13 protein-coding genes are annotated in these 15153 nt (G+C 68.6%); all 13 read right to left on the bottom strand.

All coding sequences use genetic code 11. From position 1 onward, the window contains the following. Positions 1–216: hypothetical protein (locus FJY88_01470; protein ID MBM3286013.1), on the bottom strand; the 216-nt coding region annotated here is incomplete at its 3' end. After that, complete coding sequence (locus FJY88_01465; protein MBM3286012.1) at positions 216–836, bottom strand: SPOR domain-containing protein; 621 nt, start codon at positions 834–836, stop codon at positions 216–218. The genes FJY88_01465 and FJY88_01470, both read right to left, overlap by 1 nt. Then, positions 814–1905: a mannose-1-phosphate guanylyltransferase gene (locus FJY88_01460; GenBank protein ID MBM3286011.1), complete on the bottom strand. Its 1092-nt coding sequence runs from the start codon at positions 1903–1905 to the stop codon at positions 814–816. The genes FJY88_01465 and FJY88_01460 overlap by 23 nt, the downstream gene beginning before the upstream one ends. Before the next feature lie 45 nt (positions 1906–1950). Further along, entirely contained in the window at positions 1951–3117 is a 1167-nt protein-coding gene (locus FJY88_01455; protein MBM3286010.1) for a glycosyltransferase family 4 protein, read from the bottom strand. Next, positions 3114–4337 carry a glycosyltransferase gene (locus tag FJY88_01450; protein ID MBM3286009.1) on the bottom strand — a complete coding sequence of 408 codons (1224 nt, stop codon included), beginning with the start codon at positions 4335–4337 and terminating at the stop codon, positions 3114–3116. Before FJY88_01450 ends, FJY88_01455 begins: the two co-directional genes overlap by 4 nt. Next, positions 4334–5539, bottom strand: coding sequence for a glycosyltransferase family 4 protein (locus FJY88_01445; GenBank protein MBM3286008.1), 1206 nt, complete (start codon positions 5537–5539; stop codon positions 4334–4336). Before FJY88_01445 ends, FJY88_01450 begins: the two co-directional genes overlap by 4 nt. Further along, positions 5485–7035: a hypothetical protein gene (locus FJY88_01440; GenBank protein MBM3286007.1), complete on the bottom strand. Its 1551-nt coding sequence runs from the start codon at positions 7033–7035 to the stop codon at positions 5485–5487. The genes FJY88_01445 and FJY88_01440 overlap by 55 nt, the downstream gene beginning before the upstream one ends. A 70-nt stretch (positions 7036–7105) precedes the next feature. Then, positions 7106–8008, bottom strand: a complete 903-nt coding sequence (locus tag FJY88_01435; GenBank protein MBM3286006.1) for a sugar transferase — start codon at positions 8006–8008, stop codon at positions 7106–7108. 230 nt (positions 8009–8238) lie between these two features. Continuing rightward, positions 8239–10284 carry a hypothetical protein gene (locus tag FJY88_01430; GenBank protein MBM3286005.1) on the bottom strand — a complete coding sequence of 682 codons (2046 nt, stop codon included), beginning with the start codon at positions 10282–10284 and terminating at the stop codon, positions 8239–8241. Further along, positions 10281–11813 (bottom strand): hypothetical protein, encoded by a 1533-nt coding sequence (locus tag FJY88_01425; GenBank protein MBM3286004.1) that lies wholly within the window; start codon positions 11811–11813, stop codon positions 10281–10283. The genes FJY88_01430 and FJY88_01425 overlap by 4 nt, the downstream gene beginning before the upstream one ends. Continuing rightward, positions 11803–12825, bottom strand: a complete 1023-nt coding sequence (locus FJY88_01420) for a flippase-like domain-containing protein (GenBank protein MBM3286003.1) — start codon at positions 12823–12825, stop codon at positions 11803–11805. The genes FJY88_01425 and FJY88_01420 overlap by 11 nt, the downstream gene beginning before the upstream one ends. Further along, complete coding sequence (locus tag FJY88_01415) at positions 12822–13994, bottom strand: alkaline phosphatase family protein (GenBank protein ID MBM3286002.1); 1173 nt, start codon at positions 13992–13994, stop codon at positions 12822–12824. The genes FJY88_01420 and FJY88_01415 overlap by 4 nt, the downstream gene beginning before the upstream one ends. Then, entirely contained in the window at positions 13991–15136 is a 1146-nt protein-coding gene (locus tag FJY88_01410; GenBank protein MBM3286001.1) for a hypothetical protein, read from the bottom strand. Before FJY88_01410 ends, FJY88_01415 begins: the two co-directional genes overlap by 4 nt. Positions 15137–15153 lie beyond the last annotated feature (17 nt).

Raw genomic sequence — 15153 nt, 5'->3', positions numbered from 1 at the left:
CTCCGCCGGGATCCCGGCGCATCGTCGCTTCGGGTCGAGCGACGCGATCTCCGGACGGCAGAGGACGCTCACCGGCCGCGAGTCCGGCTCCTCCCATCGCTCGGCGTTCGTCCGCCCTCCCACCAGAAGATCTCCCGCGGGGCGAAGCCATGTGAGAGGACGAAGGCCTCTCCACCCTCCGTCCTCCACGAGGACGATCCGCATCGGCGCGTCCATCACGGGCCTCGGAACTCGACGACGAAGGCGTCCGCGTAACCCAGGCCGACCAATCTCCTGCGCGCGTCGTCCGCCTCTCCCCGCGCGCGGAAGTCCCCCACGCGGAGCTTGTGGAGCCCCTGCTCGAACTCCACGTAGACCGGCAGGTCAAGGATCTCCTTCAGCTCCGCGTGAAGCTCGTACGCCGCCCCCGCCCGCAGCGTGGCCATGAGCTGCACGCGGTAGCGGACTTCGCCGCGCGGCACCTGGGGCGGGGCGAGCGATCCGGCGGAGCTTTCCGCGGAAGCGGCCGTCGCGGGCGGCTGAGGCGTCAGCGTGACTTCGGTCCCCGCGGCGGAACCCGCGCCGGCGTCCGGGGCCGCCGCTTCCCTTGGCTGATTGCGCGGATCCTGGGAAGGCAGCAGGCGATCCTGTCCAGGAACGCGGAGCGTCTCCTCGCGCTCCTGGCCGCCGCCCAGCTTCCGCTCCTCTCGATCCGGCGCTCGCTCCGTCACGACGGGGACGGGCGGCGCCGCCTTGCCCCCCTTGCCGCACCCGGACACCGCCGCAAGACCGGCCGCCGCGAGGCCGGCCATGACGAGAACCACCGCGACCGGTCTACAGGTACTTCTCGAGATCACCGCGACTCTCCGCGTCTCTCAGGAGACTCTTGAGATCCTGCGCCCGCTCGCGCGGGCAGACGAGCGTGACATCGTTCAGGCGCACGACGACCAAGTCGCGCGCGCCGAGGAGCGCGAGGAGCCCGCCATCGGCCGAGTAGAGAACGCAATCGGCCGCATCGCGCGCGAGAACCGCTCCCTGGACGCGGTTTCCCGCGGAGTCGGCGCTTCGCTGCTCGCCCCACGATAGCCAGCTCCCGAGATCGCTCCAGCGGAAGCGGGCGCGCGTCACATACCGTTCCCCGTGCCTCTCGAGGACGGCGTGGTCGATCGACGTGGAGGGCGCGTCCTCGAAGAAACCCGCGAGCGCCCGCCTCGAGTCCGGACCTATCGACGGCCCCTCCCGCGCGAGCGACCGCCGAAGGCGCTCGACAGGATCCGCCGTCGAAGGGAGCGCGTCCTTGATCGCCTCGAGGATGGCGCCCGGCGCCCAGAGGAAGATCCCCGAGTTCCACAGCATGTCGGGCCGCGCCGCGTACGCGAGCGCCTGCCCGCGATCGGGCTTCTCGTGGAAGCGGACCACTTCGTGGACGCCGTCGTGGCCCGCGAGCGCCGGCCCCTCTTCGATGTAGCCGAATCCCGTCTCCGGGCGGCTCGGCGGGATCCCGAAGAGATGCAAGCCCCCGCGCTCGCGGGCGACTCTCGCGGCTCTCTCGACATCCTCGCGGAACGCCCGGGCATCGGGCATCCAGTGGTCGGAGGGAAGCACGAGCATCAGTCCCGCGGGATCGACCGCCTCGATCAGGAGCGCGGCCGCGCCGATCGCGGCGGCCGTGTTTCGGGTGACCGATTCCTCGACGCACCGTTCGGCCGCGAGGGTTGTCTGCTCCCGGATCTCTCGCATCAGGTAGGCGGGGGCGACGACCCAGCGCCTCTCCGGGGGAATCCATCCCTCCAGGCGATCGACGGTCAGCCGGAGCAGGCTCCTGTCGCCGAAGAGCGCGAGGAGCTGCTTGGGCCGCTCGCGCCGCGAGAGGGGCCAGAACCTCTCCCCCCTCCCTCCGGCCAGAATGACCGCGTGCAGATTCATGAGATCCGATTCTTCACTCCGACGATCCTTCCTGCAAGAACTAGATCAGGGCGACCCTCGCGCCGGCTCCCCGCGCCCCGGTCTTGTTCGCGTCCGCTGCGCCGGAATGTTGGGCCGGGACAGGACATCGCGGTAGACCGCTTCGGTCGCCTCCACGACGCGCGACCAGCTGAACCTGTCGCGCGCGTAGGTCTTGCATCCCCTGGCGACCCGCTCCACCTCGATCGGATCGTCCAGAAGGTACTGCAGCTTCGCCCGCAAGTCCTCCATGTCCTGCGTCCGGAAGGTGACCGCGCAATCCTCCACGACCTCGAGGTTCTCGGGAATGTCGCTCGCCAGGATGCACTTGCCGTGGCTCATCGCCTCCATCAGAGAGATCGACAGCCCCTCGAGGAAGGAGGGCTGGACCACGAGATAGGCGTTGCTCCAGAGCTCGTCGAGGACGTCGCCGTAGACGTACCCCAGCATCCGGATCCGCTCGTCACCGTCTCGAATCCGATCGAGCGTGTCGACGTACCCGTCGGAGAAGGAGCTTCCGCCGGCCATCACGAGCAAGGCGTCGCTGTTCACTTTCCGGAACGCCTCGAGGAGCATGTGACAGCCCTTCTCGGGAACCAGGCGTCCCACGAAGAGGACGTAGCGCCGCTGGTCGAGGCCGAAGCGCCGGATCTTGTTGGGAGGCCGCTGGACTCCCGGATTGACTCCGTTCGGGATCACTGCCGTGTCGATCCCGTAGTTCTCGAGGAAGTAGTCCTTGAGTTGCCTGGAGACCACGATCGTTCGATTCGGGAAGAGGATCGCGGGGCGCTCGCATTGCCTCAGGAACCAGGCGGCGAGCTTCCCCCACTTCCCGCGCTGCCAGTCGAGGCCATGGACCGTCACGACGGTGCGTGAGTGGCGCAGATGGGGCAGTCCCGCGAAGACGCTCGGACCCAGTGCATGGTAGTGGACGATGTCGTACTTCTGGAGCAGCGCATCGACCGTCGAGGCGAGGCAGTGGGTGATCGTGTCGAGGTGCTTCGTGTTCAGGCTCGGGAGCTTCCGGATCCGCATCCCCCGGTGGGTTCCACCCACCTTCGTGTAGTGGAAGCGCGAGTAGATCGTCACCTCGTGGCCGCGCTCGACCAGGCGCGCGCCGATCTCCTCGACGTGCCGCTCGATCCCCCCGTAGGTGGCGGGAATCCCCTTCTGGCCCACCATCGCGATCCTCATCGGCCGACCCTCTCATAGATCGCGCGGAGCCGCTCCAGGTGGGCCTCGGGGGCCAGATTCGCGCCGACCCAGGCGCGCGCGGCGCGCCCCATCTCGTGCGCGCGGGATGGAAGGGCCATCATCGCGGCGAGCCCCTCCGCGAGAGCCGCCGGGTCGCCGGCGGGCGCCGTCAGACCGGTCTCGCCGTCGCGCACGAGCTCCGGGATCCCGCCGATCCTCGTTCCCAGAACGGGGCGCCCGAGGGCGAAGGTCTCGAGGATCGCGTAGGGGTAGTTCTCGTACCACTCGCTCGGGACCGTGACGAAGAGGGACGCGGCGACGATCCGCTTCAGCTGCTCCGCCTGCTGGAACCCCTCGAAGGTCACATCATCGAGACCCAGCTCGACACGCCGGATCTCGAGCGATTCGCGCATCGGCCCCTCCCCGAGGATCCGGAGGGGGAGCCTGCCCCGCGGCAATCGGGCGTGCGCCTCGAGGAGGGTCCCGATCCCCTTCTCGCGCGAAAGCCTGCCGGCATAGACGTAGTAGCCCTCCGTGGCCGCGGCGGGAGCGTATCGATCGATGGGCAGGAAGTAGGGAAGGTGCTCGAGCCGCTCCCTCCGGATCCCGAAGGCCGCGAGCTTCTCCTCTATGAAGCGGCTCGGACAGAGGAAGAGGCGCACCTTCTCGTAGGTGCGCATCCACCGGTGGAGGTAGGCCTCGACCATCCCGACCGCGCTCGCCGCGCGGGACTCGAGAAGACAGCGATGCCTGTAGGCCTCGTGGAACCGCCCCCCCTTGCACCTCTCGCAGACCTGGCCGTCCACCAGGAGGAGATAGGCGGGGCAGACCAGCTTGTAGTCATGGATCGTCTGCACGATCGGCACGCCGTCCGAGTCGAGGGCCCGGATCACCGAAGGGGAAAGCTGGTGATAGACATTGTGGAGATGGGCCACATCGGGCCTCGATCGACGGACGACCTCGTGCGCGAGCCGGGACGCCTCCCGGTTGTAGATGCTCCTCAGCCCGTGACCGATCCGCTCCGCGAGCCCGAGCCTCGCCCGGTAGTCGACTTCCGAGACGAAGACATCCTCAGGCCCGGCCGGCCTGTTGGACGGATGGCGCATCGAGAGGTGGACGACACTGTCTCCCCCTGCGGACAGGAAGTCGCCGAGATCGAGGTAGTAGCGCTCCGCTCCCCCCTTCAGGTAGTGGAACTTGTTGACGAGAAGGACGGTCATGGCTCGTCCCTTTCGCCGCCCCGGTAAGCGATCTCCGTCTCCCGGGCCATCCGATCGGCGGTGAAGAGGGCCGCGTAGCGATCGCGGCCGGCGAGGCCCATCTCCCTGCGCAGTTCCGGATCGCGGAGCAGCGGCCGCAAGGCCCGCGCGAGATCCGGTGGATCCGACGGCGCGACGAGAGACCCCGTGAGGCCGTCGACGACCATCTCGGGGATGCCGAAGATCCTTGTCGCCACGACGGGGCGCGAGGCGGCCATCGCCTCGAGGACCACGAACGGCGTCGTCTCGACCAGGGATGGAACGACGAGGAGATCGAGGAGCCTCATGAGGCCGGCGGCGCCCGGGCGCGGTCCGAGGAAGCGGACGGCCGCTCCCAGCCCCAGCTCGCGCGCCCTCTCCTCGAGAGCCGGGCGCTCCTCCCCTTCCCCGATCACCCAGAGGCGGATCTCCCCATTGGCCATCCCATCCTCGCGCGCGAGGATGGCGAGGGCCTCCAGCAGGTCCCGCTGCCCCTTGCGCGGGATGAGCGACCCGACCACCCCGAGCGTGAGCGTGCCGCGCGGCGTGTCGGTCTCGCGGCGGATCTCCTGCTCGACCTCGGCCGGCACATCCGGCGGCTCCTCGACGCCGAGGGGGACCACACGCGTCTTCTCGAAGGGCATCATGTGCAGGCGGACCAGCGACTCCCGCGACGCCTGCGCGGGGACGAGGAAGAGATCGACCGCCTCGCTGAAGAGGAACTTGGCCGGGAAGCGCCGGTAGCGCCGCTTGATCATCGGAAGATGCTCGGTCGCGACGACGCGCCTGTAGCCGCTCATCCGGGCCGCGAAGGCGACGGAGCTCAAGCCCGCGTCATAGGTGCTGGGCAGGTTGATGTGGAGGACCTCTCCGCCAATCGCCTGCAGGTCGTCCCTCAGGCGGCCGAAGGCATCCCACCATCGGAAGCCGAGTCGCCTGTGCCTCCGGATCGCGACGCCGGCGCGGGCGAGCTCGCTCTCGAGGCGCCCGACGGCCGGGCGATCCGGAAGGATCGCCGAGAGGCGCACGCGATCCCGGTCGAGGTGGCGCGAGAGGAGCGACAGGTAGGCCTCGGCGCCTCCGTAGTAGGCCGCGTCGCTGTAGAGCGTCACCTCGATCTTCTTGGCGCTCATGGCCGCTTCTCCCCGGCGATCTCCCAGACGCGGGAGCCGGGAAAGTCCCATCGGCGACCGACATCGAATCTCTCGTGGAGGAAGGCCTCCCAGAGACCGCGCGGATCCATGAAGTCGTCCCGGTAGAAGACGACGAAGGTCCGGCGGGCGCCGCCGATCGCGGAGAGGGCGCGATCGGCCTCGTCCGGAGTCGCGTTCGGATCGACTCGGAAGGGAGGCGAGTAGCGCCGGATCGATGGATGATCGCGCAGCTCGGTCCAGTAATAGCGGGTGATCGGATCCCAGACCCCGACCATGAAGATCAGATCTCCCTCGCGGACGTTCTCCCGCAGGAGCGCCGCGGTCGCGCGCGCGTCCTCCTTCCAGTAGCGCCTGTCGGTCCGAAGCTGGGCGATGCTGATGCCGCTCACCAGGAGTATCGAGGCCAGGAAGGCCCCTCCCGCCCTCCGGATGCCGAGGGCGAAGAGGCCTTCGGCGATGAGGATGACGAAGGCGGGCAGGGCCGCGGACGCGTAGCGGGGATTGAACACCTTCACGTTCCGGGTCGCGGCCAGGAAGGCGAGGAGCAGCGGCATGAGAAGGGCCAGGAGCCAGAGCTTGCGCGCCGCGTCTCCCCGCGCCCACCGAATCAACCCCATCGCGAGCGGCGCCCCGAAGAGCAAGATCGTCGCCGCGACGGCGGGCGCGTGCCGGCGAACGGTCACGAAGGAAGCCTCCTCGCGCAGCTCGCGGATCGAGGGACCAAAACTGAAGCCGACCGCGTAGGAGTAGATCGCGTAGGGGATCCCCGCGAGCGGCGCGCTCGCGTCGCCGCGCACCCTCTCGGAGCTGGGCACGGCCTCCAGGCGGAGCAGGTGCGAGGGCGAGACCTTCTTCTGATAGAACTGCGCGGTCCACGGAAGTGTCGCGATCAGCGTGAACCCCCCCGCCAGGAAGAGGGCGGCGAGCGCGGGGCCCCGCCGGCGGAACCGGATCAGTCCCCAGAGGCCGGATGCGACCATCTGAAAGAAGAAGCCGAGGTTGCTCAAGAGCCCCCCCGTCCACACCGCTGCCAGGGGAAGGATCGAACTCCGCGGCCGCCCCGCCGCCTCCAACCGAAGGACGGCGCCCAGCGAGAGGACCACGAAGAAGATCATCAGGGCGTAGTTGCGGATCTCCTGCGCGTACCAGATGTGGAACGGATTGACCGCGAGGAGGAACGCGCCGAGCAGGGCCGTCCTCTCTCCGAAGGGCCGTCGCGCGACCGCGTAGAGAAGCGGGACCGTGGCCGCCGAGACGATCGCTTGCGGCAGGCGCGCGGCGAACTCCCCCCATCCGAACAGGCCGCAGAAGAGGTTCAGAAGCAGCGCGTGGAAGGGACCCTGCAGATTCACGATGAGCGCATCGGCCGTCAGCGGCCGCTCGAACCCGGCGAACTTGAGCGTGATGTGCTCATCGACCCAGATCGATTGCCTCCCGAGGCCCCACAGGCGCAGGAGCAGACCCAAGAGGGTGGCCGCGAGCACGGCGCCCCTCGTCGAGAACCCGATCGTGCGACCTTCCATCATCTCTTTCGTTCGCGTCTCCACGCCCGGCCCGGCTCGGGGGCGGGCTTGTCCAAGTCCGGACCTCCCGCGATCAGTAGGCGCCTTCGCCCTTCAATACCGCGGGGAGGGTTTGGAACAGGATCTTCAGGTCGAGGGAGAATCCGCGCCGATCGATATACTCCATGTCCAGACGCATCCACTCATCGAACCCAAGCCGGCTCCGTCCGCTGATCTGCCAGAGGCAGGTGATCCCGGGGCGCACCGAAAGGCGGCGCAGCTGCCAAGGCTCGTACTGCCTCACCTCATCGGGGATGGGCGGGCGCGGGCCGACGAGGCTCATGTCCCCTTTGATGACGTTGAGGATCTGGGGAAGCTCGTCCAGGCTGGTCCGCCGGAGGAACCGCCCGATCTTCGTGATGCGGGGATCCTTTGCGATCTTGAAGACAGGTCCCGTCACCTCGTTCAGGTGGCTCAGGCGATGCCTGTACTGCTCGGCCCCATGGATCATCGAGCGGAGCTTGTAGAAGGTGAATGGCCTGCCCGCGCGTCCCACCCGAACCGAGCGGTAGAGCACGGGACCGGGAGTATCCAGCTTGATCGCGGCGGCAAGGACGAGGAAGAGAGGAAGCAGGAGGAGTCCGGCGAAGCAGCCGATCGCGAGATCGAGCGCCCTCTTCCCCACGCGAAGATAGAGGGTGCGATCGGCCTCGATCGGGATCTCGGTCAGCGCAGGATCCGGACCGGGCGCGACATCGCCTGCGCGCTCTTGCGCCGGCTTCTGCGGCTCTGTGGTCTCGGCGGGTGGGGGGGCAGCAGCCTTCTCGTCAGCCCCGTTGGCCTCCGGACCCCGGACCGGATTGCTGGGCCGTCCAAACGACGACGTGCGAAGCACAGATGAACACTCCTTGCCGTGCGACGGGACCTCCACCGACGGACCGCACGCGACCACCTGGAGCAGGTCGCCATGATGTTGAATAGCAACAGGATGATGCAGTCTCGCAGGCCTCGGGCCTGGTCGATCCCGCTAGCAAGGTGTCTTGGCCGTACCTCCTCTCGTCAGGGGCCGATGTCTGTTTGGACAGCGCAATTATAGCGCTGTCCGGACGCGCCGGTCAAGCCGGCCATCCCGGGGCCCTCCTGTCCCCGGTACGCATCCAGACGCCTGCCCTGCCGCGAGGGGATGCGACCTTCGGAACCCGGACCCGTGATCGGTGTCGCCCGCCCTCAGTCTTCCGTGGGACGCCGCGCCCTCCATCGATAGAGGACGGCATCCTCGTTCCCATAGATCGGCTCGAAGAGATCGGGCCTTTCGGGAAGGCGATCCCAGAGCGAGAGGTCAAGTCCGCTCGAACGTCGCCTTGCAAGGAGCACGACATCCCTGTCCAACCCAGAGAGGAAGGCGGCGGCCTCGGGCGAGGGCCCGTTTCGCCGCGCGACCCCCCGGACCGCGCCTTCCCTCGCCTGCAGGGCCGGCTCGGGATACCCCCACTTTTTCGCCCATGCGCGCCCGCCCCAGAGGGTGCTTCTCCCCGCTCGCACAGGCAGATCCCGCGCCTCCCCCTCATCGATGAAGATCGCGTCGGCCGAGGTCTCCCTCCCCGCCCACGCGACAGCCTCGGACTCGAGCGCGGTCGGCCAGCGCCACCATTCCGCCCGGTCCCCGCGCTCCGACGCATAGGCCCAAAGGGAAAGCCCCGCTGTGGGAAGGGTCGCGCAGCAGAGAAGAGCCGCCAGCGCGGCTCTCCTCGCCCCGCGCAGGCGGAGCGCGAGGCCGCTCCAGGCGATCCCCGCCGGCGCGGCGAGCATGAAGAAGAGGAGATTGAAGAACTTGCTCTGGTTGTTGTCCGAGGGATCGATCGCGAGCGCCGGGATCGCGAGGAGCAGGGAGAGGACGAGGATCTCCCTCGCCGCCGCGATCCTCTCCCGCCCGCGCCAGAGCCAGACGACGGCGATGGGGACCAGCAGGGCGCCTCCCCAGACGAGCGTCATGATCGCTTGAGGCGAGAGTCCCGCCGCCGGCCCGCCTCGCTTCCCGGAGAGGATCGCGGCGAGATAGGGCGCGAGGGGAACGAGGGCCGATCCCGCGGCGATCGGGAGCCACAGCCGGGCCCTGCGGAAGACCGGAGACCGCCGGAGCAGGAATCGCATGAGTCCCGCGAGCCACCATCCGCCCGCGAGACCCAGGCAGCAGAACCCGACCACCGTGTGGGTGAAGAGGGCCGATGCGGTCGCCGCGGACAGGACGACGCCCCCCCGGAGCGTCGGCTTCTCGAGGAAGTCGAGCATCGAGACCAGGAAGAGGCCGAAGATCCCGAGCCCCAGGCCGAATGGGGTGAGGACCAGGAACTTCCCGCCGAAGAAGACCATCGAGAGATGCAGCAGCCCCGTCCCCATGACGCCGAGTGCCGAGGCGATCCCTCCGTGGACCAGCCGCTCGACCTCCGCAAGGCCCGTGACCTCTCCGGAGGCGGCGCGCGCCGCGATCCACGCCCAGGCGAAGGGCGCGTAGCCCAGGGCGCCCGCCAGAGCGCTCGCGCGGACCCCGGCGCTCCGCGCTCCGAGTCGCTGCGCGAGGAGACCCAGACCGAGCATGCAGGCGATCGCGCCCGCGAGGTTCATCACGACGAGCGGGAACCATACGGGGATTCGGGGGTCGAGCGCGATCCAGAGCCCGGCCCACGCGTGCGATCCCCAGAAGTAGAGAAGGCGGAGCCCGGCGAAGAAGGGATCCTCCGGGGGAACCCCCCTGTTCGCGATCTGGAGCGTGACCGCCGCGTGGAACGCTCCGTCCGAGCGCGAGAGAAGCGCCGGATTCGACAGGAGGAAGATCCCCATCGCCGCGGCCCAGATCAGGGCGCAGGCCCAGACGCTCCCCTCCGCCGCCTCGCGGGCCGGCGAGGCGGCCCTGCGAATGCCGGCGCTGATCGAAAGCAGCGCAAGGAGGACCAGGAGGACTCTCGCCGCCCGATCGCCGTCGAGGCCCGCGATCAGCAGAAGCGAGCCCGCGCCCCCCGCGAGGAAGACGGAGAGCCCGAGAGCGAGTAGGAACCGTCCCGCGCGACTCCATCCCGGCGCGAGCCGCCCCGCCGCCAGCGCTCCCGGAAGATAGGCGAGGGCGACCGCGAGACCCGCGCCGGCAAGCGCCGCCGGCATCGCGATAGGCAGCGCCAGCAGCAGGCAGAGCGCGGCCGCGAGAATGTAGGCCGCATCCGGACTTCGTCTGCCGCGCGGAGGAGGGACGACGGATCCGCTCTCGATCTCGGGGATCACGGCCCGCGGGAAGGAAGCGCCATCCCTTCGCCCTCGCGGTCTCGGGCCCGGGCCGGACCTTCCCCGTCCCTCTCGCCCGGCAAGGCCGCGGCGCTCCTCTCCTGCTCCTCCTTGATCCTCCTCGCCGCGACCGCGAGGGCGAAGAGCGCCCACATCAGGTAAGGATAGACATTGCCCCGCTGGTGCTCGTCTCGGATCTGCGCCATGGCGAACTGGATGACCTGCACGTGCGCCACCACCATGGCGCCGTGGGCGAAGGAGATCTTCTTCAGGTCGAGCTTCCCGCCCGGGTAGCTCTTCGCGATCGTCTTCCCGAGGATCCAGAGGAAGACCGCGAGCCCCAGCACGCCCGTCGTCCAGAGGTACATCAGGTAGGCGCTGTGGGGCCACTGCCTCCCGAAGTGTCCGAAGCCCCCGGCCAGGTCGTAGAACGGCCCGTGCCCGATCCAGACGTGCTGCGGGATCTCCTCCAGGACACGCCGCCAGACATGCACGCGCGTCTCCGGAACTCCGCGCTCGAGCTGCGTCGTGGCCAGCCGCCAGAAGAGGGTGATGATCCTCCCGTAGCGGGCCGTCACGATCTCGACGAGCACGCCGCCCGCGAGGAGGAGGGGAAGCGCGATGACCACCTTGCGGAGCGTGATCGCCCCCCGTCCGAGCCAGAGGAGATAGAGGATCGCGAAGATCCAGATCAGGAATCCCCCGCGGTTCGCGGTCAGGAAGATCTGGAAGACGCTCGCCGCCATCAACAGGAGGAAGAAGAGTTTCGCGATCCTGTTGCGCGAGCGGAGGTAGAGATAGACCTGGAGCGTGAAGAGGATCGCGCAGAAGTCGGCGAGCAGCGAGTGGGCGCGGAAGATCCCGCCGACCCGCCCTCCCTCCTCGAACCGCTTCCCCGCGGGGCCCGCGGCGATGAACCAGTCGGGGATCAGTTTGACCGCCGGCAGAAAGTACTCCATCACGCCCGTGATCGAGACCAGGAGGGACGTGAAGGCGAGGGCGAGGAAGGCGATCTTCAGCTGGCGTTCGGTCCTCAGGAGCTTGGAGACGAGGAAGTAGAGGCCGACCGCCCCCGCGAGGAACTCGACCTGCAGGATCCCGTTCGTCAGGCTCGACGAAGTGTCGACATTCAGGAACGAGATCAAGTGGACCCCGATGTAGGCCCAGGCCGCGTAGTCGAGGTAGGTCTTGGGGGGGGCGGGCTCCTTTCCCAGCCGCACCTTGATCGCCCAGGCGATCAGCATGAAGAGGACGAAGATGATGTTGGTGTTTCCGAGGAAGATGTAGGTCGGAAAGGGGAAGGCGACGAGGAAGAGGGCCACGACCCCATAGAGGGGGAGCTTGAAGAGGGCGAAGACGAAGATCAGCCCGATCAGCGCCTTCACCCAGCGAGCCGCGATCTGACCCGCGACGATCTGCGCGGCCAGAAGCCCCAGGACGGCCGCCAGGACGATGTAGATCCAGGGGCTCACGATCCAGTCGCGAATCGTCCGAGTCGGATAGGGGGGGGCCGAGGATCTATGGGCCATCGCCCTCGCCCCTCCGTCCGGCGGCTCCCGCCCCGTCCTGCTGCACGGCAAGCCTGCTCAGCTGCCCGAGGCTCAGCCCCTCGCGCAGGAGATAGAAGGCCCCGACGATGTTCGTGGGGAACCACTGCGTCGCGTGGTAGATGATCGAGAATGTGAGGCCCAGCTCCTTGGGCACGCCGAAGACGAGAAGCGCGGCCGTCCCCCCTCCCTGCAGGGTGCCGACGAAACCGGGAGCGCTCGGCACCATCGTGACGAGCGAGATGACGACGAGCGCCACGAGGGATCCCTGGGGCTGCGGGACCTCGATCGAGAGGGAGATGAAACAGAGCCAGATCACGACGACGATCGAGGCCCACATCGCGATCGAGAGAAGCCCCACGGCGAAGATGTAGGAGGTCTTGTTGAAGACTCCGAGCCCCTCGCGGAAGCCCACGCCGAGGCGCTCGACCCTTGCCCGGAGGCGGGCCGGAGTCAGGCGCAGCAGACGCTCGAGGAAGAACTTCGGATGCCGGTTCCAGATCATCAGGAGGATCAGCGTGATGAGGCCGATCATGAGGCCGATCAGCGCGACCGTCCCCAGTCCCCCGGGGAAGCGCGCGACCAGAACTCCCACCGCAAAGAGGGCGAGGAGGGTGAACAGGTCGAAGATCCTCTCGACGACGATGCTGGCCAGCGCCGCGCTGCGGCTGATCCCCGCCCGCGTCCCCACGACGTGCGCGCGGACGAGCTCGCCCAGCCGCGCAGGGAGGATGTTGTTCGCCAGAAAGCCGATCATCGTCGCGGAGTAGAGAGTCCCCTGCGGGATCGGCCCGACGGCGTGGAGGAGGAACCTCCACCGCAACGCGCGGATCCAGAAGGCCAGGAGCGTCAGCAGAGCGCATGGGATCATGTAGATGTACTGGGCATGCTTGAGGCTCTCGATCATTCGATCGAGCTTCGCCCCGCGCGCCGCCAGGTGGAGGAAGAGGGCGCTCAGGACGATCCCCAGGATCACGACCCAGCGGCGTTTCACGAGACCTCCATCCTCACGCCCAGCTCCGAGAGGAGAAGAGGCGCGATCTCGAGGATCGAGGTGGGGAACCGGTCCGGCGGCGGGTCGGCGAGAAGCGTCGTGTGGGAGTGGGGATCATCGGGATCGTATCCGTGCATCCCGAGCAGCGGGGAGGATCCCATGTGGCTCGGCAGGATCACGGCGCCCGGATCGCAGAGCCAGACCATTTCACCGTAAGAGCGATCCGGAAAATCGATCCCGTGCTCTCTCATCTCCTCATCGGAGAGGAAGCGCCCTCCTTCGCATGCGGAGAGGCGCTCCGCAAGAACCCTCCGCGCGGCGTCCGACTCGAACCAGAAGCGCGCCATCGTGCTGTCGAGGAAAGCCATCGTCCCGCGCCGCTCGCGAACGGGCGCCAGTTCCAGCAGGGACATCAGATCGACATGCCTTCGCACGGGGGCCATCCCATGGTCCCCGAAGACGCGCAGCCGGGTCCTGCGTCCCGCGACGCGCGCCGCGTCCACGATGGCCGTGATCTTCCCCTCGCAGGCCTCGAGCCATCTCCTCGCGGCGGCGGAAGCAGGACCGTGCGTGTGCATCGTCCCGTCCAGGCTGCCCGTGTAGAGAAAGAGGAAGTCCTCCTTCCCGGCCGCCGCGGCTTCCCGCATCTCATCGAAGGCCCGCTCTTCCGGGACCGTCCAGTCCCAGACTCTGTGCCGGATTTCCGCCTGGGCCAGATGATCGAAGAGGCTTCGGGCCCCATCGAACCCGCCCGGCAGGTAGTAGTTCCTCCGCGCGCAGAGATCGAACTCCGGGAGCATCCGCAGGGGAATCTCATAGAGAGAGAAGTAGCCGGTGACGCCGTCGCGACGGAGTCTGCGGGCGAGCCACCTGCGGGCGCGCCACTGCCCGCGCGGAAGCCGGCCCACGAGCCTCAGCAAGCGAGAGTACTTGCTGAAGACCGATTTGCCGGACGCGCGCCTGTACATGCTCCAGTGTCCATGCCGATTCGGCGGCAGGCCCGTGAAGAGACTCGGCAGCGCGCCCGAGGAGTAGCCGAGGATCGTCCTGACAACGGGGCGCTCCCCGCGGACCATCCCGTCCAGGAACCCTCCCTTGCCGACGATCTCGTGCCCCAGGGCGTCGATCAGGAAGACGAGGGACAGGTCCCTTCGCTCCGCGCCGCTCATCCATCGACCCCCTCTCTGTCCATGGCCCGCCCGATCCCTGAGATGAAGGTAGCCGATGCCAGGCGGGTCGTCGCGCGGGTTCCGAGGAGCCGGCCCATGACGGCGGCGGCATCCTCATCGCGCCCAAGGAGGAAGTGGAGGGTCGCTTCCCACAAGAGCACGCGCGGCGTCCGGCGCAGCGCGCCCGGCCGCAGGCCGAGAAGCGCCCGGGGGTGCAGCGCGAGCCATCTCTTCCAGGCGCGCCCCCAGGCGCGGCCCCTCGCGGGCGAACCGTTCAAGAAGCGCCCGGCCGAGTCGGACCCCGCAGCCTCCTGCATCGTCTTGCGCAGGGTCTCGACGAGATCCAGGCGGAGGGCCTCGGAGCCGGCGAGCTCATCGAGGCTCCCTCCCCCCGGGACGCCGGACCATGAGGGAAGAAGGCGCCAGCGCGTCCAGGCCTCGATCCGAGAGCGGAGACCGGCATCAAGATCGATCCCTCCGAGCGCGCGCGTCCTCGTGTCGTAGCCGCCGCCGGAGTAGATGCCGCGCGCGAGCAGGATCACGGCCGCGGCGTCGGCGTGAAGCTTGGCCGCGGCGTAGACGCCGGAGAGACGTCCCTTCTCGGGCCTTGAATCGGACAACCACTCGATCGCTCGATTGCAGAGCAGCCGCCTGCCCTCCCACGCGGGGATCTGTCGCGGGAGCGGCATCTCGAGCGCGGCGAACAGGCCCGGATCGCCTGAGAGGACGTAGCCGCAGCGCGCCGCCTCGACCAGGCCCAGAGTCGGAGACTGCTTGCCCCTGTCCTCGCGGCAGAAGTACCCGACGCGCGGCTGCGGCCCTTCGGCGCTCGAGCGGACGAGCCGTGCCGCGATCCTCTCGCGGAGATCCCTGGGAATCCTTCGCTCGGTGAGCAGCCCGACATCCAGATCGGAGAGAAAGCGCCTCGCGCCGGTCGGATCGACGATCCCGCAGAGCTCTCCGTGGACCCCGCTTCCCGCGAGGAAAACAAGCAGGGGATCGTGTCCCCGCGCTTCTTCCAGGAGGACCTGGGTGATGACCGGCAGCGCCTCGGCCGCCCGCTCGGCGACCCAGTCCTGGCGGCTCAAGACGGACGGCGCGGGGAATCCGATGCGAATCCGATCTGGCGCGGGCGTGGCCACCGGTTCCGGGATGGGTG

The organism is Candidatus Eisenbacteria bacterium, from assembly GCA_016867495.1.
Lineage (GTDB): Bacteria > Eisenbacteria > RBG-16-71-46 > CAIMUX01 > VGJL01 > VGJL01.
The sequence above is the reverse complement of the archived record's forward strand: the minus strand, read 5'-3'. Positions and strand labels throughout refer to the sequence as shown.

Excerpts from the sequence above, each read along its gene's own strand:
- FJY88_01455 (MBM3286010.1), bottom strand. The coding sequence starts at position 3,117 with ATGAGGATCGCGATGGTGGGCCAGAAGGGGATTCCCGCCACCTACGGG.
- FJY88_01415 (MBM3286002.1), bottom strand. The coding sequence starts at position 13,994 with ATGAGCGGCGCGGAGCGAAGGGACCTGTCCCTCGTCTTCCTGATCGAC.
- FJY88_01460 (MBM3286011.1), bottom strand. The coding sequence starts at position 1,905 with ATGAATCTGCACGCGGTCATTCTGGCCGGAGGGAGGGGGGAGAGGTTC.
- FJY88_01445 (MBM3286008.1), bottom strand. The coding sequence starts at position 5,539 with ATGGGACTTTCCCGGCTCCCGCGTCTGGGAGATCGCCGGGGAGAAGCG.
- FJY88_01425 (MBM3286004.1), bottom strand. The coding sequence starts at position 11,813 with ATGGCCCATAGATCCTCGGCCCCCCCCTATCCGACTCGGACGATTCGC.
- FJY88_01450 (MBM3286009.1), bottom strand. The coding sequence starts at position 4,337 with ATGACCGTCCTTCTCGTCAACAAGTTCCACTACCTGAAGGGGGGAGCG.
- FJY88_01440 (MBM3286007.1), bottom strand. The coding sequence starts at position 7,035 with ATGATGGAAGGTCGCACGATCGGGTTCTCGACGAGGGGCGCCGTGCTC.